Origin of the sequence: Candidatus Soleaferrea massiliensis AP7 (assembly GCF_000820765.1) — a bacterium.
Lineage (GTDB): Bacteria > Bacillota > Clostridia > Oscillospirales > Ruminococcaceae > Soleaferrea > Soleaferrea massiliensis.
Genome location: NZ_CCYH01000031.1, coordinates 1 through 23,507, shown reverse-complemented (window position 1 = coordinate 23,507; position 23,507 = coordinate 1). Strand labels below are relative to the sequence as shown.

16 protein-coding genes are annotated in these 23,507 nt (G+C 53.1%); 9 read left to right on the top strand and 7 right to left on the bottom strand.

Translation table 11 applies throughout. The features are described from left to right. On the bottom strand, positions 1 to 404 hold a 404-nt coding region (locus BN348_RS07930), incomplete at its 3' end, for an iron-containing alcohol dehydrogenase (protein WP_040197330.1). 289 nt (positions 405 to 693) lie between these two features. Between BN348_RS07930 and BN348_RS07925 the strand changes: the two genes are divergently transcribed. Further along, on the top strand, positions 694 to 2,142 hold the full coding sequence (locus BN348_RS07925; protein ID WP_040197329.1) for a 4Fe-4S dicluster domain-containing protein: 1,449 nt from the start codon (positions 694 to 696) through the stop codon (positions 2,140 to 2,142). A 2-nt stretch (positions 2,143 to 2,144) separates the two neighbouring features. After that, on the top strand, positions 2,145 to 2,393 hold the full coding sequence (locus BN348_RS07920) for an NAD(P)H-dependent oxidoreductase subunit E (RefSeq protein ID WP_040197328.1): 249 nt from the start codon (positions 2,145 to 2,147) through the stop codon (positions 2,391 to 2,393). A 106-nt stretch (positions 2,394 to 2,499) separates the two neighbouring features. On the opposite strand, the gene BN348_RS07915 is transcribed toward BN348_RS07920, so the two are convergent. Then, positions 2,500 to 3,147, bottom strand: coding sequence for a hypothetical protein (locus BN348_RS07915; protein WP_040197327.1), 648 nt, complete (start codon positions 3,145 to 3,147; stop codon positions 2,500 to 2,502). Between the two features lie 4 nt (positions 3,148 to 3,151). Beyond that, positions 3,152 to 4,099: a trypsin-like serine peptidase gene (locus BN348_RS07910; RefSeq protein ID WP_040197326.1), complete on the bottom strand. Its 948-nt coding sequence runs from the start codon at positions 4,097 to 4,099 to the stop codon at positions 3,152 to 3,154. Positions 4,100 to 4,462: 363 nt separating this feature from the next. On the opposite strand from BN348_RS07910, the gene BN348_RS07905 reads away from it, so the two are divergent. The 5 genes from BN348_RS07905 to BN348_RS07880 all read left to right on the top strand — a co-directional run bounded on the left by BN348_RS07905 (position 4,463) and on the right by BN348_RS07880 (position 14,280). After that, positions 4,463 to 4,714, top strand: a complete 252-nt coding sequence (locus BN348_RS07905) for a (2Fe-2S) ferredoxin domain-containing protein (protein ID WP_040197325.1) — start codon at positions 4,463 to 4,465, stop codon at positions 4,712 to 4,714. A gap of 9 nt (positions 4,715 to 4,723) precedes the next feature. After that, positions 4,724 to 6,445 carry a [Fe-Fe] hydrogenase large subunit C-terminal domain-containing protein gene (locus tag BN348_RS07900; RefSeq protein ID WP_040197324.1) on the top strand — a complete coding sequence of 574 codons (1,722 nt, stop codon included), beginning with the start codon at positions 4,724 to 4,726 and terminating at the stop codon, positions 6,443 to 6,445. Then, positions 6,417 to 7,586: a SpoIIE family protein phosphatase gene (locus BN348_RS07895; protein ID WP_040197323.1), complete on the top strand. Its 1,170-nt coding sequence runs from the start codon at positions 6,417 to 6,419 to the stop codon at positions 7,584 to 7,586. Before BN348_RS07900 ends, BN348_RS07895 begins: the two co-directional genes overlap by 29 nt. 377 nt (positions 7,587 to 7,963) lie before the next feature. Then, positions 7,964 to 9,253, top strand: a complete 1,290-nt coding sequence (locus tag BN348_RS07885) for an HdeD family acid-resistance protein (RefSeq protein ID WP_040197321.1) — start codon at positions 7,964 to 7,966, stop codon at positions 9,251 to 9,253. Positions 9,254 to 9,777: 524 nt separating this feature from the next. Next, positions 9,778 to 14,280: a glycoside hydrolase family 97 N-terminal domain-containing protein gene (locus tag BN348_RS07880; protein ID WP_040197320.1), complete on the top strand. Its 4,503-nt coding sequence runs from the start codon at positions 9,778 to 9,780 to the stop codon at positions 14,278 to 14,280. Positions 14,281 to 14,842: 562 nt separating this feature from the next. Here the strand turns inward: BN348_RS07880 and ygjK are convergent. After that, positions 14,843 to 17,365, bottom strand: a complete 2,523-nt coding sequence (gene ygjK / locus BN348_RS07870) for an alpha-glucosidase (RefSeq protein WP_082020866.1) — start codon at positions 17,363 to 17,365, stop codon at positions 14,843 to 14,845. Positions 17,366 to 17,643: 278 nt separating this feature from the next. Here ygjK and BN348_RS07865 point away from each other — a divergent pair, with 278 nt between their 5' ends. Beyond that, positions 17,644 to 18,036, top strand: coding sequence for a metal-dependent transcriptional regulator (locus BN348_RS07865; protein WP_040197317.1), 393 nt, complete (start codon positions 17,644 to 17,646; stop codon positions 18,034 to 18,036). A 252-nt stretch (positions 18,037 to 18,288) separates the two neighbouring features. On the opposite strand, the gene BN348_RS07860 is transcribed toward BN348_RS07865, so the two are convergent. Further along, positions 18,289 to 19,554, bottom strand: a complete 1,266-nt coding sequence (locus BN348_RS07860; protein ID WP_040197316.1) for an O-acetylhomoserine aminocarboxypropyltransferase/cysteine synthase family protein — start codon at positions 19,552 to 19,554, stop codon at positions 18,289 to 18,291. A 372-nt stretch (positions 19,555 to 19,926) separates the two neighbouring features. Here BN348_RS07860 and BN348_RS07855 point away from each other — a divergent pair, with 372 nt between their 5' ends. Continuing rightward, positions 19,927 to 21,231 carry an FUSC family protein gene (locus BN348_RS07855; protein WP_156136459.1) on the top strand — a complete coding sequence of 435 codons (1,305 nt, stop codon included), beginning with the start codon at positions 19,927 to 19,929 and terminating at the stop codon, positions 21,229 to 21,231. A gap of 375 nt (positions 21,232 to 21,606) precedes the next feature. Here the strand turns inward: BN348_RS07855 and BN348_RS07850 are convergent, their stop codons facing one another. Together BN348_RS07850 and BN348_RS07845 are read right to left on the bottom strand one after the other, a co-directional pair. Then, positions 21,607 to 22,290 (bottom strand): DUF2461 domain-containing protein, encoded by a 684-nt coding sequence (locus BN348_RS07850; protein WP_040197314.1) that lies wholly within the window; start codon positions 22,288 to 22,290, stop codon positions 21,607 to 21,609. Between the two features lie 14 nt (positions 22,291 to 22,304). After that, positions 22,305 to 23,147, bottom strand: a complete 843-nt coding sequence (locus tag BN348_RS07845; protein ID WP_040197313.1) for an RNA polymerase sigma factor — start codon at positions 23,145 to 23,147, stop codon at positions 22,305 to 22,307. Positions 23,148 to 23,507: the final 360 nt, after the last annotated feature.

Here is a 23,507-nt window from a genome sequence, read left to right as displayed (position 1 = left end):
GCGACAAAGATGGCCTTCTTACGGAGCTTCGGCATCGAGAACGGCTCCTTGATATCGTCGAAGGTCAGGGACGGATATTCGTAGAATACCCACATCGCCTTGGCCGCGTCGATCGGGGAGCCGCCGCCGATCGAAACGATGACGTCCGGCTCGAACTCGCGCATCTCCTTTGCGCCGCGGTAAACGGTTTCGACGCTCGGGTCCGGCTCGACGCCGGCAAAGACGCGGGTTTCAAGGCCTGCTTCGTGCAGGATGTCTTCAAGCTTTTTAAGGAAGCCGAATTTCTGCATCGAATGGCCGCCGGTGACGATCATCGCCTTTTTATAGTGATCCTTCAGGCATTTCAGCTCTTCCATACTGTTGTTTCCAAAGTAAATGTCACGCGGTAATGTAAATCTTGCCATGTTGATCTTCCTTTCGGTATACAGTCTAACGTCATATGGGACCTTTCTTATTATAAAAGCCCGTATGGCACAGTACCTATATTATACGCACCGGCTGGAGATTTCAAACGGTATTTGATGAAAAATTAACGTTAAATAATTAACGATCTATGGAAGAGCTTTGAAAAAATCCGATTGAGATTGTTTTTATTTTAACAAAGATTCGGAAATAGTCTTTGACTATGTCATAGCGGCATGGTATAATGAACGCATAAAGTTTTAGAGTATTTTTCAGAAAGGTGTTATGCATATGCGGTTGTTTGATACCAATGTACAGCAGTTAAAATACAGCGTCCTGAAAGAGGTTGTCCGCCTTGCCAGAGAGGATAAGCTCGAGGACAGCTACTATGAAATCCCACGCACGATCATCCCGGGGCCGAAGGCGACGATGCGCTGCTGCATCTACCGCGAGCGCGCGATTGTCGAAGAGCGCGTCAAAATCGCGCGGGGCGGCGACCGGTCAAACGAGAATGTGGTCGAGGTCATCGATTCCGCCTGCGACGAGTGCCCGGTCAACCGCTATTCGGTGACCGATACCTGCCGCGGATGCATTGCGCACCGCTGCGAATCGGTCTGTCCGGCCGGCGCCATCTCGTTCGATAAGAACCAGAAGGCGAAGATCGATCCGGAAAAATGCCTGGAATGCGGCCGCTGCATGAAGGTCTGCCCGTACAACGCAATCACCGAATCCCAGCGTCCCTGCGTGCGCGGATGCAAGGCCAAGGCGATCGTCATCGATGAGAACAAGAAGGCGAAGATTGACGAGAAGAAATGCGTGAGCTGCGGCGCGTGCGTCTACCAGTGCCCGTTCGGCGCGATTGTCGACAAATCCTGTGTTGTGGACATCGTGAACCTGCTGAAGGAATCGGAAAACGGCAAGAAGTTCAAGGTCTATGCGGCGATTGCGCCGGCCATCGTCAGCCAGTTTACATACGCGAAGATCGGCCAGATCGTTTCCGGTATCAAGAAGCTCGGCTTCCACAGCGTCATCGAGGTCGCGCTCGGCGCGGATATCGTCGCGTCGATGGAGGCGAAGGAGCTTGCGGAGAAGGAATTCCTGACCAGCTCCTGCTGCCCGGCTTTCGTCAAATACATCGAGATCAACTTCCCGAAGATGGTCGATAAGATCTCACACAACGTCTCCCCGATGGTTGCCATCGCGCAGCTCATCAAGAAGACCGACAAGAACGCGAAGGTCGTCTTTATCGGTCCCTGCATCGCGAAGAAGGCAGAGGTCAAGCTGGACAAGGCGAAGGATTATGTCGATTATGTCCTGACCTTTGAAGAGCTGCAGGCGATGTTTGACGGCTACGACGTCGACGTCGAGAATCTGCCGGAGGATGTGCTGAACAACGCGTCCTATTACGGCCGCATCTTTGCGAGAAGCGGCGGTGTGGCGGAGGCGGTCGAACACGTCATCGGCCGTGACGGCCTCGATTTCCATCTGAAGGCGGAGCGCTGCGACGGCCTTGATGAATGCAAGGTGGCGCTGCTCAAAGCCTCCAGAGGCAAGCTGGACGCGAACTTCATCGAGGGTATGGCCTGCGAGGGCGGATGCATCGGCGGCGCGGCCTGTCTGCAGCACGGCCCGAAGAACCGTTCGGATGTGGATAAATACGGCAAGCTGGCGCTGGAAGCCAACATCGATGAATCTTTGAGAATTCTCAACTGTTTTACGGATAACAAGGGGGAGAAATGATTATGAAGGTCAATGTGTGTATTGGCAGCGCCTGTCATCTGCGGGGTTCGTACAGCGTCATCAACGCGCTGCAGGAGTTGGTGAAGGACAACAAGCTGGAGGATCAGGTCGAAATCTGCGCGGTGTTCTGTCTGGGCCACTGTACTCAGGCGGTTTCGGTCCAGATTGACGGCGGCGAGATCGAAAGCGTCAGCCCCGACAATGTCTATGAGTTTTTTGATATGCACATCCTGCAGCGGCTGAATGCGTAAAGCGGGATGTGCGGATCCAATAAAGCAGCATATTGGCTCGTATCGTCATTGATATGAGCGCTGAGAAAAATCTCCCCTTGCCGATATGCCAAGGGGAGATTTTTGCTCAGCGCTCGATGGATATGCTTGTGCAGGATATTCTGGGCGGATCGCTTGCAAGCGTGTAATCGTAGGTCACACAGACGCTTCTGCCGAGTTTGATATCCTGTCTGGATGCCGGCTGTCCATCCTGAAAGACAATATCGGTCTGGCTGGAGATGTCCAGAATCGCGTAAAGGGAATCCGGGCTGTTGGGACAGCAGATGATGTTGTCGTCGATCACAACGCCGCGTATGGCGTCAGCGCCGGCGGTGTCGGGTACTAAAACAGCGCTTTCCAGTAGCTCTTTTCCGGACAGTAGACAAATCTCGTCTGCATCGTCATATTTTAGTACTATGATCTTCTGTTGATCCAGCAGAAGCACCTGCAGATTGGTGAAATAACGGTTTTCCTTTGCGTCAAGCTGTTCCATGATCTTTCGATAGGTCTGCCCCGCCGGGATGCATTCCATCTGCTCGGGAGATACGGAAGGAAGCTGACCGGAGGGTTCGGCGGCATCGCTTATGCTTCCGGAGATCGAAGGTGTGACGGACTGAACGCTTTCGGATGCGGTATAACTGTTTTCAAATGCCCCGGAAGATCGTAAGGAATCATCACATCCAGATAATGTGAGACACAGCATACTCAATAAAAGCAGGATTTTAATGCGGTTCATTTGATTAGCTTCCATTATATTGTTGTAGGTAATTAAATAACCATTCGGTAATTCTGGTACCACCATTTTTTCCAGTGCCATGATAAGAATTGATTCCTACAGCTATTCCATCTCCCCAATAGACAGGGGAACCGCTGGAACCAGATATCATGTCACAATCATATTCTATTCGGGCATCCAAGGAAGCCACAATTTTTCCGGCAGATTTCCATTGCTCAAAATTTTTGTCTTGATGATATCCAGATATATAAACGGTTTCTCCGTTCATTGAATAGTTTCGCCAATGTTTTCCCATCCAGCCAGTTTTGTTTCCTAAGGCTTTGTCAATCTCTATTACAGCCCAGTCCTGATTCCAATCTTTATTGTTGATCCAGGCAGTACTGGTATGAATGGTAGTTGAACGTGCATGTCCATATGGATTAATCTCAACGCTTGTTCCACGACCGTTTTTACCAGGTGTAACGTCTGCATACATGCACCATCCATAATCCTTATCATAGATCACATGACCACAGGAAACAACCGCGCTGGGACCCTCAAAAAATCCAGTTCCTAAGGCTGTTTTGTCTGCTCGCCCGTCTCCATTGGTGTCAAAATACGCAGAGATAGAACAGATTGCTCTGTAAGGAAAGATGCTTGTATTTACACGATATCTGTTGTCTGGTCCGATGATAGAAAAAGGGGAAATATTATAATTTATCTCTGGAGCAGTACCCCTAAAAGCTGGAGCGGTTAATTCATTGATTCCCGAACGTTTAGCCTGTGCGGTAATGCTTGTATCAAACATCTCTTGAGAAATTTCTCCAGTTACTGTATCTTTTGTTTCTACGACAAAAGTTTCGATTGGTATAGCTGTGTAATCTGTAGAAGCAGCCAATGTCGCTGTGGGCTGCATAGCTGCAGATAAAATTGTAATTGAGAGTAATATGCACTTTAAAAGTTTACTTTTCACAATATTAACCTCCATTGTTTTAAATTGTTGATATCGGTCTTTGTATAGAACATCGGAAACACCTCCTAAATTATATAAAAATATGATTTGTTAAACATATTATAAAATAAAAAATAGTAATGTCAATATTTATAGGATATTTTTTACTTATATCCATGAAATAGAATTAAAAATATATTTATTGTGAATATTACAAATTATCTATTTCCGAAATGGCGTTTTCAGAAATAGATGAGAAAGTCACGAATGGGAATGTATGCACTTAAAAATATATTCATAGATTTAGCGGGAACCTGTTGAAATATCTCCTTTAATATACTATAATTGAAATGTTCACGAACATATTTGCAAGGGGGTATTTCTTTGGTCACACTCAAAATCTGCGTGGGAAGCTCCTGTCATTTGAAGGGCTCCTACGACATCATCGAACGATTTCAGGCGCTGAAGGAGGAGAACGGCATCGGGGATGAATTGTCCATCGAGGCCAGCTTCTGCATGGGAAACTGCGTCAAGGGCGTCTGTGTGAGCATAAATGACGAGGTGCACGGCGGCGTCACGCCATCCAACGTGCCCGAGTTCTTTGAAGCGCAAATTCTACCGTTATTGGAAAAGTAGGTGTCAAGATTGGATATTATTCAGCTTACGGAAGCCAATTGTAAAAACTGTCATAAATGTATCCGCAACTGCCTGGTCAAGTCGATCAGGTTCAGCAACGAGCAGGCAAAGATCATAGAGGATGACTGCATCCTGTGCGGACACTGCTTTATTGCCTGTCCGCAGAACGCAAAGTATATCAAGAGCGATGTGGAGGAGATCCGCGGCTGGCTGAGCCGTGGGGAAGATGTCTACATCAGCCTTGCTCCGTCGTTTGTTTCGGCCTTTCCGGATGCGGATTTTGCCAAGATGTCCGCGGCGCTCAAGAAGCTCGGCTTCAAGGGCGTGGAGGAAACCGCCATCGGCGCGGGGCATGTCTCGGATGAATTTGGGAAGCTGATGGAAGCGCATGAGATGGACAACATCATCACGACCTGCTGCCCGACCATCGTGCTGCTGGTTGAGAAGCATTTCCCGGAACTGGTCAAATATCTGGCCCCGGTCGTGTCGCCCGCGATGGCGCATGCAAAGCTGATGAAGGAAAAGTATGGCGGCGGCATCAAGGTGGTCTTCGCCGGCCCATGCATTTCCAAGAAATATGAAGCGCAGCAGAACAAGGGCATCGACGCGGTGCTGATGTTCGAGGAGCTGCACGATTTGTTCCGCGACCGCAGCATCCAGCTCGACCGGCCGGATGAAAGCCCGTCGGAGATCGCCGGCACTGTCAACCGGCTGTACCCGATTCCAGGCGGCATCATCGACACGATCCCGCAGAAACGCCGTGAGAACTACAAATGCGTGGCGATCGACGGCCTGGACCGCTGCATCGAGATCCTGCAGTCGCTCGAGAAGAACGCCATCTCCGGCTATTTCTTCGAGATGAACAGCTGTGCCGGTTCCTGTGTCGAAGGCCCGGGACTGCGCGACTTTGAAGCGCCGTTCCTGCTTGCGAAGGAAAACGTCGTCGCGCAGGCAAATAAGGAAACCCGCACTCCGGCGCCCGCAACCGAATGCGCCGTGCTGGATTTCTCCGAGACCTACCGCAACAAGCAGACCATCCGGCAGATTCCGGATGAGGCGACCATCCGCTCGATCCTGATGCAGATCGGCAAGACCACGCCGGACACGATGTACAACTGCGGCGCGTGCGGTTATCCGACCTGCCGTGAGAAGGCGATTGCGGTCTATCAGGGCAAGGCGGAGCTGCGCATGTGCATCCCGTACATGCGGGAGAAGGCGGAATCGATGTCCAACGTCATTCTGGACAATACGCCGAATGCGATCTTCCTGCTGGATGCGGACTTCAACATTGTGGAGTTCAACGCGGCGGCGGTAAAGATTTTCAATATGACCGACCTCAATTACACCGGCCTGCCGGCGCAGATGCTGCTGGGCAACGAAGCGTTTGAGGCAATCGGGGAGGACGGACAGGTCTGCGACATGCGCACAACGCTGATGGACGGCGCGCAGACGGTGGAACAGACCGTCATCCGCATCTCCGACACCGGGAACTACCTGGCCATAGCCAAGGATGTGACGTCGGAGGAACGCCAGAACAAGAAGCTTGCCAAGATGCGCGAGGAGACGATGGAGACCGCACAGCGGGTCATCGACAAGCAGATGCGCGTCGCGCAGGAGATTGCAAGCCTGCTGGGCGAGACGACCGGCGAAACCAAGGCGGCGTTGACGAAGCTTAAAAAATCGATGTCAGAGGGTGAATCGAATGAGTCTTTACATAGAAACGAGCTATGACAGCCTGTTCAAGCACGGCGAGGAGCTGTGCGGCGACAAGGTTGAGCTGGTAAAAACCGACAGCGAAACGATTCTGGTGCTCTCCGACGGACTTGGCAGCGGCGTCAAGGCGAACATTCTGGCCAGTCTGACCAGCAAGATCTGTGTCACGATGCTTGCGGAAGGCGCGTCGATTCCCGATGTGGTCGAGACTGTGGCGACCACCCTGCCGGTCTGCAAGGAACGGCAGATCGCCTATTCGACCTTTACGATCCTGCGCATCAAGAACAACGGGGACGCGACCTTGGTCGAGTACGACAACCCGGAGACGATCTTTCTGCACGACGGCGTTCTGACCTTTCTGGAAAAGGAGGAGTTCGAGGTCGCCGGCAAGAAGATCAAGGAGGCCCACTTCAAGCTGGTGCCGGGGGACATCTGCGTGATGTTCAGCGACGGCGCGGTGCATGCCGGCGTCGGCAAGCTCTTAAACTTCGGCTGGCAGCAGAAGCATATCGAGGACTATGCCCAGCGCATCTGGACGAAGGACATCACCGCGCACTCGATACAGCGGCAGATGCTCGAAGCCTGCAACAGCCTGTACATGGAGCAGCCCGGCGACGATACGACCTTCGCGGCCTGCCGCATCTGCCTGCCGAGCGTCGCGCACATCATGGTCGGTCCGCCGGTAAACGGCGAAAACGACGAAAAGGTTGTCGGCGAACTGATGAGTACCTCCGGCAGAAAGATTGTCTGCGGCGGCACGACCTCGCAGATTGTCAGCCGGACGATCGGGAAGCCGCTGCGGGTCGCGCTCAACTACATCTCCCGCGATGTGCCGCCGACCGGCCTGATTGAAGGCATCGACCTTGTGACTGAAGGCGTCATCACGCTTGGTAAGACGCTCGAATACATCAAGCGGTATGAAAACGGCGGCGTCGGCCGCGAGAACGCGCTGCACGCGATGAAGGACGGCGCGGCCAAGCTTGCGCAGATTCTGATCGAGGACTGCACCGGCGCGAAATTCTTAGTGGGACGCGCCCTGAACCCCGCGCATCAGAACCCGGACCTGCCGATCAACCTGAACCTCAAGCTGCGCATCGTCGAGGATATCGCATCGGCGCTCAGAGGGCTTGGCAAGGCCGTCACAGTCGAGTATTTTTAAACATGCCAGCTGCAAATTGGATATGTTTAAACGGACCATCTGCCCCGTATGGGGCAGATGGCTTTGTATGTCAGAAAAGTCATAGAGACACGCCGGCTGGGTGGTCATGGAAAATGGATGGGCTTGATACAGACCCAGGTAAACCGCAAGTCCAAAGCCGTGAAAATCATCCCGAGAAGAAGCAACCGTATTTCTTGTAGAATTTATACAGTGTATGATTCTGGAATCTGTTCGAACGGAAGAATAGCATTCATCCGCGCTGTGGAAACGATTTACAAATCAAAGAGGTGTTTCAGCCGAAGCGCGTCTATTTTCGCCGTGTTTCGCATATGGATGATGGCATATGGAATTTCAGATGGAAGGAGGAAAGACTGTCCATGAATAAAAAGGTATATTTCAACGCCGCCTCGCTGTTTGTGACCGGGCTTCTGATCATCGCGGCGGGCATTCTGATGTTTTTCGTCAGCGGCATCTTCCGGACCGCCTTTCACCTTTCCATCTCCATATTGTTTATGGTCATCGGCGCGTTCAGCGTCTTTACATTTGTCAGCGGCATCCGGCAGTCGCGGACCATCAGCGTCGGGCAGCTGCTGACCGGCTTGGGCTCGATTGCGCTCGGCATTGTGATCCTGTGCAACCGGCGGTACTTTATGCTGCTGTTTCCGATCGTGTTTGCGCTGTATGCGCTGCTGAACGCGGTTGTGCGGATCGTGGTCTTCTTCATGTACACCGAAGAGAAGGTCAAGGGACGCTGGCTGGTTCTGCTGTCTGCCTTCGTATCGCTGGGCTGCTGCGTCATCCTGCTGTCGAACCCGTCGATGAATGTCCAGACAGTGTTCCAGGTTTCAGCGGTTTACATGATCCTGTACGGCACTTCATATCTCGAGGACTTTATCCGAACGGTCCGCGGGCACAAACAGAAGGATGGAAAACGCCGCCTGCGTTTTACGCTGCCGGTCGTCTGGGAAGCAATCCTTCCTTACAAAACGCTGATACGCATCAACAAGAATTTCCGCAGCCGGCGCGAACAGGTCACGATCAGCAAACGCCATGAGCGTCACAGGGCGCCGGATATGGAGATCTTCATTCATGTGTCCGAGCAGAATTTCGGAGTCGTCGGCCACATGGATTTTTATTTTGACAACATGGTGATCTCCTATGGCAGCTATGACGAGAGCACCCAGCGCCTGCACGCGGCGTTCGGGGACGGCGTGCTCTTCTTCACCGATAAAAAGGATGAATACATCCGGTTCTGCAAGCGGCACAGCCGGAAGACAATCTTTTCATTCGGATTGAAGCTTACAAAGGAACAGAAAGAGACGGTGCGCGGGAAGCTCCACGAAATCCAGGAAGACCTGGTGCGCTGGCTCTGCCCGATCGAGCTTGCGGAGAACGCCGGTGAGAAGCCGGAGGTTTTCACCGACTATGCCAGCGAGCTTTACAAGGTGACAAAACCTGTTTTCTACAAGTTTGAGCGCGGTGAATTCAAAAATTATTTTGTGCTCAAGGACAACTGCGTCCAGCTGGCCGATCAGGTCATCGGATGCCTGGGCACCGATATCCTGGGCATCAACGGCATCATCTGCCCGGGTACCTACTACGATTACCTTGACCGGGAGTTTTTGCGTAAAGGGAGCATGGTCATCTCAAAGACCATCTATCATTAAATCCATCCAAAAAGCTTTTTGGGCGCTGTTAAGCTGACATATGAAAGGTTCTGAAGAGACGCTTGTTTCTGAGATTTCAATCTTTTTTCCTTCCGCTCTGCCTATGGCGGGGCGGAAGGCCACTGCGGAACTGTTTTCATGTTACCTGAACAAAGCCGCTTTTTGGATGGATTTCATTTTTTAATGGAACAGCACTTTATGGAATCTTACCAAATCAGATTCTGGATTTTGGTTCATCCATCACATAAATCGTAGAATATTTATAGAAACATCGTAGAATATTGTATGTACATTTCGATTTTTTTATTGTATACTGGTCACAGATTATTCGAAATATAATCTGTCCCTTCCGTTGTTATGTATTTACAGTTTTTTACTGACTTGACCAGGATGTACGGAAATATGATAAGACATAATAAACGGAAACCTTGTAACTTGCAATCCAACATAGAAAGGGGGTTGATCCCCTCCCCTGCATTGTAAAATTAAAACAAAAAAACAGCAAAATGGAAAGAGGTACAAAAATGTTAAAAAAATTAAGCGCCTGGCTCGTGGCATTTTCCTGCGTTCTGACATCCTTTACAGGACTCAGCTTCGCGGTATCTGCCGCGGATGAAGTAACGCTCTATATGGATCAGCTGACGCCGGTTACGGATGTCTGCGGCTGGCAAAGCACGCGGTACGACGTGTCGGTCGGCGGAAAAGCCATGAAGCTTCTCGACGCTGATAAGAAGGAAGTTTCCTATGCGAAGGGCATCGGATCCCATGCCCCTGGAGAACTGGCATATGACCTGACCGGAACCGGCATCGTCCGTTTCCAGGCATATGCGGGTGTTGACCGCTCCTCCGGAAGCTCCGGCGGCAAGATCGGCACCGTGGAATTTCAAGTCTATGTGGACGGAGTCCTGGTAGAAACGAGCGGCATCCTGACGAAGGATCAGCCGGCTCATTATTTTGATATCGACCTGAAGGACGCCAAGAACCTGCGTCTGGTGATGACCGACGGCGGCGACGGCAATACCTGCGACCATGCCAACTGGTGTGACGCGAAGGTCACAGTCGACCAATCCCTGCAGGGACAGCTGGACGGCATCAAGCTGAAGGCTTCGAAAACCTGGCTGAATGTCGGCGATACGGCTTCTGTGGAAGCCAGCGGCATCGTGATTCTGGAGGATGCCATCGACCTGATCGGCAGAGAGGGCACCGTATTTTCCAGCAGCAACGAGGATGTCGCATCGGTTGACAGCGCCACCGGCGCTCTGACCGCAAAAGCGGACGGCGTGGCGACCATCACCTGTACGGCTTCTTATGGCGGAAAAGAACAGTCCGCTTCCTTCAATGTGATTGTCGGAAACGGCGACGCGCAGTCCTCCTGGGTCATGACCTCCCCGGACGGCAGCGTCAAGACGCTGTTTGCTTTAAACAACGGCGCGGTCACCTTCACTTCCGCAAAAGACGGCGACATTACAATCGAAAATTCTCCGACCGGCCTTGTCACCAACCTCGGTGACTTCTCCAACGGACTCAGCTTTGTTTCCCGTGAGGACAAGGTTGTCGAAGACAGCTATGAGCTCTTCGGCGCAAAGAAAAAATATATCGAGAACACCTCAAACGAGACGACCCTCAACTTCGAGAAGGACGGCGTTGGATTCAGCATCATCGTCCGCTCCTATGACGACGGCATGGCATTCCGCTATGCGATCAACGCGGCGGATCAAGGCGAAGTGCTGACCATCTCCTCCGAGAAGACCGGCTACCAGCTTCCGCAGGGCTCCGTGGCCCAGGCGATGGATTACATCAACCACCATGAGGCTGTCGCTTATGAAAAGACCCTCGCGGAACTCCGCGGCAACTACCTGATGCCGCTCCTGTATGAAACGCCCGCCGGCACCTGGACGCTGCTTTCCGAAGCGGCCCTCTCGGTCGAGTACTGCGGCGCCATGATTCAGTCCGACGGAACCGGCCTTGCAAAGGTCGTCTTCTCACCGGAACAGAAGAGCGACGTCGAAACCACCTCCCCGTTTGTCTCCCCGTGGAGATTCGCTGTCATGGGTACGCCTTCCGACATCAATGAAAATGTCATGGCTGAAAACCTCAGCCCGGAACTGGCACTGGAAGACGCCTCCTGGATCAAACCGGGCGTGACCTCCTGGACCTGGCTGAACAGGGAAGCCACCAACAGCTATGAAGTCTATAAGAAATACGTTGATTTCTCCGCCGAAATGGGCTGGGACTACCTGCTCCTGGATGAAGGCTGGCAGCCAAAGGGCGCATCCGGTTCCGGATTTGTCTATGACGGATACTACGACTGGACCTATGACCTGCTTGACTATGCGAAGGAAAAGGGCGTCGGCCTGATTGCGTGGCAGAACCACAACGACCTGAAGACCGAAGCACAGCAGGAGAGAATCGCAGAGCTTGCTCAGATGGGCTTTGTCGGCATCAAGCCGGACTTCTTCAACTCGCAGTCTCAGGATTACATCAAGCTGTACCATCAGCTGATGCAGAAAACCGCGGAAAACCATATCATGATCAACATCCACGGTGCGAACAAAACCACCGGTGAAAGAAGAACCTATCCGAACGCGATCACCCGTGAAGGCGTGTTTGGACACGAACAGGACCTGTTCCGTCCGACACAGGTCAGCGCGACGCACAACTGTATGCTGCCGTTCACCCGCAATGCGGTTGGCCCGGCAGACTACACCCCGATGCTTTCCTACAGGAATTCCGGCGACAGAAGACCGTTCACCACCGCGCATATGGCGGCGCTGCCGGTTATCTTCGAAAGCGGCATCCAGTGTATGGCGGACCGTCCGGAAGTATACCGCGACAGCCCGGCCTATGAGTTCTTCAAAAACATGCCGTGCGATTGGGACGACACCGTCATGGTCGACGGAGACCCGGGCGAATATGCCAACATCGCGCGCAGAAGCGGCGATACCTGGTACATGGGCATCATCTGCAACGAACAGCGCACCGCTGAATTCTCCCTGGATTTCCTGGGCGAAGGAAAATACTACGCATTCATCTATAAGGATGGCGAAACCATTTACGACATCGATGTCGAAATGAAGGAAGTCACCAGAGAAGATACTTTGAGCATCCCGATGCTCGCAACCGGCGGCGCCGGCGTCAAGCTCACCAAGACGCTCCCGACACAGGCTGACAGCATCACGCTGAGCACCGAGCGGCTGGATCTCGAGCAGTACGCAACCGGCACCATCACCGCAACCCTGAATCCGGCTGACGTCGAGATGACTCAGGTCAACTGGACCTCCAGCAACCCGGCAGTCGCCACCGTCACCGGCGGCAAGGTCACCGCTCTGAAACCGGGCAGAACGACCATCACGGCTTCCACCGGCTTCGGCGGAACCGTCACGGCAAGCTGCGAAGTCATTGTCACCATTCCGCGCTTCTCGCTGACCGAGGACTGGTCGATCGTGCGCAACGATGTGACCCACTGGGCGCTCAATGACACCAACTCGATCACCATCACCACGCAGGCGGGCGAGCTCTATTCGAGCACGACCAATGCGCAGAATATCTTCCTGACCCCGGCATCCGGCGACTTCACGGTCACCACGAAGCTGACCTTCGTACCGGGCGCGGACTACCAGACCGCCGGCATCATCGTGTATGCCAACGACAAGTCCGTCTTCGGCGCGTTCAAACGCTCCCACTCCGGCTTCAATGGAAACATCCTGGCGACCTTCTCGCAGAACAACGGCAGCCCGAGCGAGCAGACCACCCCGGACCCGGACAAGAACGCCCCGGTCTACCTGAAGGTGGAGCGCGTCGGCACCTCCTTCAGCGCATACTACAGCTTTGACAACGAGAACTGGACGAAGATCAAGAATTCCGTCACCAACGCCGCTTTGAGCGCGTCCGATCTGAAGGTTGGACTCTACGCGGTCGACGGCAACGGAAAGTCCGGAACCCTTCCGGCAACCTTCGAGGATTTCACTGTCAATGGAACCGTGATCCCGTTTGCGACCGAGTACATCGCTCCGGAAGCGATTGAGCTCAGCAAAACAGAGACCACGATGGTTCAGTACACCGAAGAAACTCTGACTGCAAACATCCTGCCGGCAGGCGCGGCCGGAACAATCACCTGGGTTTCCAGCGATCCGGAAGTCGCTTCTGTTGAGAACGGCAAGATCCGCGCGCATAAGCCGGGCAAGGCTGCCATCACCGCGATGACTGGCTTTGATGATGAAATTACAGCATCCTGCGAAGTCACCGTTACAAAACAGCCGCTGGCGCTCAGCCAGAACTGGAATGTCCTGCGCAGCGATCCGTTTAACTGGAAGATCAATTCCAAGAATTCATTGACCGTCATCAGCCAGGACGGCGAGTACTATCCGGGCAAGGCCACGGCGAAGAATGTCTTCCTGACCGATGTCGGAACCGAGGACTTCACCGTCACCACCAAGCTTGACTTTGCACCGACTGGCATCTATCAGACCGCGGGCATCATGATCCATGCCGATGAGGACACCGTATTCGGCGTCTACAGAAGATATCATACCGGTTTCGGCGGCAACATCCTCGCCACCGTCGGCATCGAAAACGGCAAGCTCACCGAACAGAGCGTCGCGGATCCGGATAAGGATTCAGCGGTTTATCTGAAGGTGGTCAAGGAAGGCAGCACCTTCACAGCCTTCTACAGCTTCGACAACGACAGCTGGACCCAGATCGGCGAAGCAGAAACCCATGCGGCAATCGCCGCGTCGGATTCGGTACAGGTCGGTACCTATACCGCCAACGGCAGCGGACGCGTCGGCGCGATCCCGGCAACCTATGAGGACTTCACCATCAACGGCGAAGTGATCCCGTTTGCGCTTCCGGGCGATGCGGACGGCGACGGAAGACTGGGCGTCAGCGACCTGGTCAGCCTGAAGTCTGTCATCCTCGGCCGTGATGAGATGACCGACGAGCAGATGGACCTCTGCGATATGAATGGCGACGGCAGAATCAATATCTTTGACCTGCTGGCCATCAAGCTCGCAATCCTGAACGGCTAAACCGGCAAAAGAAATACAATCAATTAAGAGTGGCTGGCGGTACATGGTACCGTCAGCCACTCTTTGTATAAAAAGTCATTGGATCTGTGCTTGAATGGAGAATAGCAATGAGAGATATGAGAACATCTGCGATCAATCTGTCATAATGTTTTTATCCTGTGACTTCCGATATCATCCTGTTTTTTTGTTGAATGACCAATAAACACCTTTATACGTGCCGCTTTGCCTGATCTTGGTGGGGAAGGAGCCATCCGCAGCAGCGTCCCCGCAATACCTGTATGCCGAGTCTAACGGTGTCTTTTAGAAGAAGCTGTCCTGGCAAAAACAGCTTTTATAGCTTGGAAATAAGGGAACAAACATGGCAGCAATCATTCGGGGGTATCTGCCATGAAAAAAATCAGCGGGAGAATATGGGTGGTTCAATATCTGAAAAACAGGTCATGAAAAAATATGCCCTCGCGATCAAACCGGATGGTTCGTCTGCGAGGGCATTGCTTATGCGGTTTTAACTGGGAGACTTTGAACAATCAGTCAATCTTTAAAGGAAAGACGTATCTTTATTTTAACCTTTCAAAATCTGGATTTTCAGATAAACCAGATCAAGCACATTGACCTTGCCGTCGCCGTTTGCATCGCAAAGCAGTTTCTGCTCGTTGCTCAGCGGGGTTTTGCCAAGAATCATCGATTTGATCATCAGCAGGTCGCTGACGCCCAGACTGCCGTCGCCGTTCGCATCTCCCTTGATGGTGACCGGGATGTCAATGGCATCCTGCGAGGTCGTGTCGTTTCCGGTCAGCGTGTTGCGGTACAGCAGGTAGAAGGAAGCCGCGGACCAGCTGAAGTTCTTGGTATTCAGTCCGGCTCCGGTTTCCGGGTTGTAGTTCTCACGGATCGGTCCATCGCCGAGTGTGCCTTCGGTGTTCTCAAACAGCTTGACAGCCATCTCACGCGCCTCATCGTAGTATCCGTAGTTCTGCAGCGCTTCCACACCGAACAGCGCCTGATCCATCCAGACGGGTCCTCTCCAGTAGGTGCTCGGGCTGAACTTATCGTTGTCCTTCGAAGCGGTCGGGAATGGGACAAACAGGTTGAATTTGCCCTCATCCATCATATTCTGCATGACAAGTGCGGCCTTTTCGTTGGTCGCGAGTTTGGCCCACAGCGGAAGCCAGCCTTCTGTGCCTTTGCCGCGGTTGACAAGCAGCTTCTTCTCACTGCCGTCCTTATTGGTCTGCAGGTCATAGTAGAAGCCGGTTTCATCGTCAAACATGTTTTCGTTGATGTAATCGCGGACATAGCTGGCTTCTTCTTCGAATTTCTGCGCGTCCTCGGTGTAGCCGAGCGCCTCTGCCATCGATTTGAGGAAGCCCTTTTCCGCATACAGGTACGCGTTCAAATCAACAGATTCCTGGTTGATCGAATAACCGACCAGGTTGCCGTCTTCATCGGTGTTCTCAAAGACCTGTACGCCGATGTCGTCCGGTCCGTTGCCTTCGCGGTCGAAACGAGTTGCGTTGTCCATGCCGCTTTCCCATGCCGCGGCTTCAATGACCGCGTCGACGTCCACCATCGGCTTGCCGTTCTCATCAAGCTTCAGGGAACCGTCGCGGTTGTACTGATAGTGCGCGTCGTGCACCATGCCGCCGTATTCCGCAATGCCGTTCTGGTCGGTATCACGGTTGGTGTACCACCAGTCATGGTAGGCGACCAGCTTCGGATACATCTCGCGCAGGAACTCCAGATCGTGGTTCTGCTCAAAGACGCTGTAAACCGACCATGCCGCCAATGGAGGCTTGGAGTTTCGCTCGTTCCAGTTGCCGGAATCCCCGCCGCGCTCCGGGCCGAGATTGTAGAAGATACAGTCGACAATGGTGCCGGCGTCCTGCGGACGGACCTCATCGTCTGCCTGGATCTGATAGTCAAACAGCGCGCGGATGTTGTTCTCCGCAAGCTCATCGTTGAAGTAGGCGGTGGCGACCGAGTGTTTCCAGGAATCCCATCCCCACAGACCGATGAACCATTTGTAGGACATCGACGGGATGATGCCGTCGTTCAAAAGCGCGCCGGCCGGGCTTCTCCAGTTGGTCTGCAAAGTTTCCATCGCTTTGACGACCGCGTTTTTGTAGGTCTGGTCCAGTCCATCGTCCTCGCCCGTGAAGGTCGCGTCGATGTAACCCTGCCAGCGTGCGTCGTTCTCCGCAAAGTAGGTTTCACCGGCGGAAAGCATGTCGGCGATCTTGTCCTTCTCAGCAGCGGCTTCCTCTTCGGTGAAGGTGAAGCTCTGCGTCTGATAGGTCGTAAACGGTGCATCCGGCTGGATGGTGACCGCATCGTTCATAGCGGATGTATAGGTGGTGTCTTCCACCGTCGTGGTCACATCCTGGTCGAAAGCGATCTTAAATTTGTTGGTGGAACGGGTCATGCAGTTCCAGATGGAACGCACGTCGCTGAAATTGACCACCACGCCGTCATCAGTGGCCTCCAGTGAGTTGTTCAGCTTGGCCGAAGCCGAGGTGCTGTACTGCGTGTAAATCGACCCTGTCCAGCTCAGTTTGAGTTCCAGGGGCGCGTCCTGTTTGTTGACGATGGTGCTTCTGATCAGTGCGGAACGGTTGGTTCCAAAGATCAGCTCCAGTTTCAGGTCGAACGCATCGAGCGAATAGGTCTGCTCGAGCCGGCCCGGGTAGTAGGTGGCCGTCGCTTCGGAATCCGCCAGGCTGTAGACCGTGCCGTCCGCCGCGCTGACTACGATCTTGCTGATCGCGTCGGACAGGTTGACCGGATATTCCTCTGCGAGGATGACCGGTCCGGCGAATCCGCCGTAAAGGCTCTTGACGTCAAGATCGTGCAGATAGTAGCCATGCCAGGCGCCCATGTCCGAAAAGTTGTTGTACTTGTTGGTGGTGCCGTTGAAGATGGCCGGTGTTGGATTTCCATAGATGTTCAGGACATTGCCGAAATCGTTCACATCATCCTGATTGCCCTGTGCAAGTACCAGACCGGAGCCAATGCTTGTGACGGCAATGGCGGCGGAACACGCGAGGCACAGACACCGGTGCATGACCCTGCTTTTTTTTCTGCCCATGAAAGATTCACACTCCTTCTCTTTTCATTTTTCCATCGTGTGGGTCTTATCCATTCGTTATTTAATTTGATAAATAACTACCATTATAGTAGCAAGGAAACTGTGGTTTGTCAACAAAATTTTTTGTTGATTTATTATCAAACTAGATTAGATGTCGACGAAAAGTATATTCTGTAATTCAAATTGCATTATAGCGGAATATGCGGTATAATAAATACCATACGATCAGAAAATTACAGACTGCACTTTTTACAGGACATATTGAAGGAGAGTCAGCCATGAAGCTATATGAATCGGGAGAGAATTATCTGGAAACCATCCTGATGCTTCAGAACCGCATCGGATCGGTCCGTTCCATCGATATCGCGAATGAATTGGGGTATTCCAAGCCCAGCATCAGCCGCGCCATGAGCATCCTGCGAAGCGCCGATTATATCGTCATGGAGAAGAGCGGAGAGATCGTCCTCACCGAAACCGGCCGCGCCATAGCGGAAAAGATATATGAACGCCATTTGACCATCAGCAAATTTCTGATGCTCACGCTCGGCGTGGATTCTGAGACGGCGGATGAGGATGCCTGCCGCATCGAGCACATCATTTCGGAAAAGACCTTTGACAGGATGCGCGAATGGGTGCAGAAAAAGACGGCACACCGTTCAGCCAAACAGTAGCTGACGGCTATACAGGTGTTTCAAGGCCGTGGTTCTGCTGTCTGCCGTACACCGGCACAGAAGAGTGAAGAAAGCAGCGGATGGATTTTGAGGGAACTTGCCCTTAAATCCCGGCTCGCTGTCATCTGTCAAACGAGTTCCCCGTTTACAATTTCAAATAAAGAGCCCTCCCGGCAGAATTCTGCCTGAGAGGGCTCTTTTATGGACTTATATGCGGAATCCATCCTTACGATATGGATTTATGATTCTTATCTATGAAAGATTCTTCAGACTCTGTTCGATGTCCTCGATGATGTCCTGGATGTTTTCAAGTCCGACAGAAAAGCGGATCATGCCGGGGTTGATGCCGGCGGCGACAAGCTGTTCGTCGGTCAGCTGGCGGTGGGTTGCGCTGGCCGGATGCAGCACGCAGGTGCGGATATCCGCGACATGCACCTCATTGCAGGCAAGCTTCAGGCCGTCCATGAATTTGACAGCCTGCTCGCGGCCGCCCTTGATCGTGATCGAAACGACGCCGCTCTGGCCCATCGGCAGATACTTCTGCGCGAGGTCATAGTATCTGTCTCCCTTGAGGCCCGGATAGTCCACCCGCTCAAAATGCTCGTTGGCGGAGAAGAACTCGGCGATCTTCAGACCGTTTTCGCAGTACTGGCGCATGCGGACCGGCAGAGTCTCGAGACCAAGGTTTAATAAGAAGCCGGAGTTGGCGGACGGATAGCATCCGAAATCGCGCATCAGCTGCATGCGCGCCTTGATGATGTAGGCGGCCTTGCCGAATTCACGGGTGTAGACCACGCCGTGATAGGATTCATCCGGCTCGGTGAATTCCGGGAATTTTCCGTTTGTCCAGTCAAAATTGCCGCTGTCCACAATGACGCCGCCGCACTGCAGCGCGTGTCCGTCCATATATTTGGAGGTGGAGTGCACCACAATGTCAGCGCCGAAGTTGAACGGCTTGCACAGGTACGGCGTCGCAAAGGTGTTGTCCACAATCAGCGGAACATGGTTCTGATGCGCGATTTTGGCAAAGCGCTCGATGTCGAACACGGCAAGCGCGGGATTGGCCAGCGTTTCGCCGAAAACGGCCTTGGTGTTCGGCTTGAAGGCCTTCTGAATCTCTTCGCTGCTCGCGTCGGCGTCGACAAAGATGCACTCGATGCCAAAACGCTTGAGTGTGACGGCGAACAGGTTGACCGTGCCGCCGTAGATGGTCGAGGTGCTGATGAAGCTGTCGCCGGCCGAACAGAGGTTGAGTATCGACAACAGGGAAGCGGCTTGTCCGGAGGATGTGCACATCGCGCCGACACCGCCCTCTAGCTCCGCGATTTTTTTCTCGACCGCATCGACGGTGGGGTTGGAGAAGCGGGAATACATGTGCGCGGTCGGCATATTGAACAGATCGCCGATGCGTTCCGTTGAATCAAACCGATAGGTGGTGCTTTGGCAGATTGGCATGACGCCCGGTCCGCCATTTTCCGGCGTGTAACCCGCGTGCAGGCATTTTGTTTCATCTCTCATTGACAATTCCTCCCATGTATATGTATTGGACAACTGTCTTTTATTATAGAAGCAATGTCCGATCTTGTCAATAACAAGGACAAAACTTCTGGGATGATCCCGTCTTTCCAGGGTATAAATCCCGTGCTTACGAAAATGCTGTACATAAGGGCTTCCAGAGAAGCGCATGGATGCGGCAGAAGGGACAAGCCGGGTTGCGCCGTGATGGGAATTGTGATACAATAAAACCATGTTGCGTCTGGAAAATATAGCATGCAGCGAGAATACGGGCCGTCCGTATCAAGCGGCTGAAAAGCATGAACGTTCTATATAAATTATCAAATTGCTCAAGTGCAGACCGGCTGATGTCTGTGAGAAAAGGGGAGAACTTGTTTGCCTAAAATAGGAATGAGGATCATCAAATCATCGGTTGCGGTGTTCTGCTGTTTTCTGATCTACCTGATCCGGCAGGACGGCGTTCCGTTCTATTCCGCGATTGCGGCCATCCTGTGCATGCAGCCGGATGTGACCAACAGCATCAAGGTGGCGATGAACCGGACCATCGCGACGCTCATCGGCGCCGTGGCCGGCCTGCTGATCCTGATGTTCGAGCAGCAGTTCCTGCCGGACGACAGCCTGCTGATTCGATACCTGATCGTGTCGGTCATGATCATCCCGCTGATCTATCTGGCCAACCTGATCAAAAAGCCGACCGCCGCCTACATCACCTGCGTCGTGTTCATGAGCATCACGATTTCGCACGGCGCGGATGTCAACCCATATCTGTTCGCGTTCAACAGGATGGTGGATACATTGATCGGTATCTTTGTTTCGCTGGGCATCAATGCGTTCCATCTGCCGCGCAGAAAGAACCGGAAAATGCTGCTGGTCTGCGACCTCGATGAGGTGCTGCGCCGCGAGGGCGGCTCGTTCAGCTCCTACTTCGGGATCAAAGCGAACCAATTGATCCAGCGCGGCGCAAAGCTGACCTTTGTGACATCCATGATGCCGGATGCGTTTTTACCGGCCTTTGAAACCCTGCAGATCGGGCTTCCGGTCATCACCATGGATGGCGCGGCGCTTTACGATACCAATGAACATGTGTATACAGGCTGCAAAAACATCGACGCTGAAGCCTTCGAACAGGTGCAGCAGGCGATTCGGGAAGAGGGGCGCGGCTGTTTCATCTATGCCGTGATACACGACATCATGCATGTCTATTACAGCGCGTTTGCGAACCAGGCGGAGGAGGATATCTACCGTTCCCGCAAACGGCTGCCATACAAGCACTATGTATGCGCCGGCCTGCCTGAGAACCATCTTCCGATCAGCCTGATGCTGGCGGATACGGCAGCCCAGGTTGAACAGCTTTCGAAGAAGCTTGAAGCGCTGCCATGCGCAGGACGGCTGAACCTGCTGCAGACAAAAGACCCGGACCATGAGGGATACGCCCTGCTGCGCATCTTCTCGCGTGATGTCTCGAAGGATGACGCTATGGAAAGCCTGCGCGAGCGGGAAGGATGCACCATGACAGCCCTCATCGGCGGCAGGGATGCCAAGGTGTTTGTCAAGGCGGACGACGCAGCGCAGCCGGATTCCGTCGAAATCTTTGAAATGGATGTATCGGACCGGAACGCACCGGTCCGCATGGCATTCCGCCTGTTTTATATGAAGAAGTTCCTGCCGAAAAAAAGATGAGCATGCCGGCATACGCCGGGGATGAGATGCAAACCGTGCAGCATCCGAACAGGCTGACAGCCTGAAACAAGAAAGGAACACCGCCGATTAGAAGGTTTCGGCGGTGTTCCTTTGCATGGAAGAAAATTTGCATCCATGTTGTTCTTCCAGAACGTTTCACGCGGTCGGCTGAAAGATGTATATACAGCTTATAATGGATAACCAAATTGCCGTCGAAAAAACGTGTTGTCCAAATCAGCATCGGACGGCATCTCAAATTCCCTGTGAGCAAGACAAATATGCACTTTGCCCTGAGGTTGTCCGGCTAAGTATGGAACGGCATCTCAAATTTTCTGTGAGCAAGCCAAATATGCACCTTGTCTTGGGATTGTCCGGCTAAGGGCGGGACGGCATTTTGAAGTCCCGCAGCGCGCGGTTCAGAAAATCGTTAAAGGGCTTCATCTTTAAAAACATCTCCGCCGCGTTTTCGCAGAAGCCGGACAGGTCGGACAGCGATTCATCCGGCAGATGGTATTCGATGTACCAGCTTTTGTGTTTGAGATATTCTCCCTGCGGGAAATCCTTCGGATACCCGCGCGGGATATTTTTGAGCTTTTCCCCATCCAGCGTAAAATGCGCGGCAAAGCCGGGTTCCTTCAGGATATCGTCCAGTTCGCCGCTGTGTTCCAGCAGATAATCGCGCACCATTTTGGTCGCATCGGCGAACTGCGAGGCGAACAGCCCGCCGCCCAGAAAGATGCATCCGGGTTCGATGTACAGAAAGTATCCCACCGGAACCGGCGCCTTTCCGTCTGCGGAAATATGCGCGCGCAGTGCGGGTCGGTAGGGCGACTTGTCCTTGCTGAACCGTGTGTCCCGGTTCAGCCGGAAGATCAGGTCTTTTGGATGTTGTCCCACGACGCTGGCATCCCGCTGCGCGATCCGTGTGATCAGGGCTCCAAGCAGCTGTTCAAATGCATCCATGCATGTCCGGTACCAGTCCCGGTTTTCGGCCATCCACTGCAGCGAGTTGTTCTCCCGCAGCGCGGACAGGAACGGCAGTATCTGATTGTCAGGCATCTTGTTTTCCCTCCTCATTCATCACACAGGATGCGGCAGCGGTTCGCCTGCAGGAACTCCCGCAGGAATGCCTTGGCCTTATCCGGCGAACGGTAGACCGGCATCTGAGCAAACGCAATGGACAACTCGTCCAGCCGCTCCATCGATTCCTTGGAATCGGCAATCCGCCGGTCCCATTCCTGCAGTGCGCTGAATTCCAGGTTATCCGGGTCAATGCGGTGACAGGCTACGGCATGCGGCACGCGGTTTGCACAGCGGCAGACGCCGCCGCCCAGCTCACAGTACTCCTGTAAGAAATCCGCCATCTTCCGGCGGATACGGGAGAGCCGCTGCCGGTAAGCGTCAGGGGAGAGTCCAAGCAGCTCGCCGGCGATCCGGCTGTCCAGATGAAACATGGTGCCGAGGATGAAGATCAGACGGCTTTCGGTATCCAGACACTGCAGCATGACGTTGGTGCAGGAAAGCTTAAGCTCCTGTGCAAGAAGGCCGGTATCGACATCTTGTGCGGGATCGGGAATGTCCGGCGTCTGCGGATTGCGGATATCCTCACCGTAAAATTCGAGACTGCGCGGGAAGTGCGCGAACATGCCTTTCTGATAGTTCCGCAGATGATTCACCGCGACGGAGTATACCCAGGTAGAAAATGCGCTTTCCCGGCGGAAGGATGACAGATTGGTCAGGATCCGAATCATAATTTCCTGCGAAGCATCCTCCGCGTCGTGGATGCTTCCGAGCATGCGCAGGGAAAGGCTGAATACCAAATCCTGCACACCGGCACAGAGCTTTTCAAGGGACTGTTTGTCCCCGGCAATCGCTTGATCGATGAGTTTGCTTTCTTCATATAATTGATCGGTCATAATATTGACACCTCCTAATATATTAGACAGCGCATTCGCCCATGTGTGACAGGATTCAGCGAAAAAATCTTTTTAGAATAGTATAGCATAAGAAGCATCCATTTTACCAGAGGATGATCTTTCTAAATAAATAACGAACCAGCCCATCGTATCGGGGTACCGTGGGCACAGCTTGTAACCGGAGAAGCGTCCGCTGCTAGGTATGCCCAACCACTCAGCCCTTACTAAACGCCGCCCGCAGGCGGCCAAAGCAGATAGAGGAAAACCATAGGGGGATTTTCAAGGGGGGCCATCTGGCTAGGAGCGGCACTGTGCATGGCCCCCCTTGAACGGCCTTTTCTGGTTACTCTTTTGGCCGGC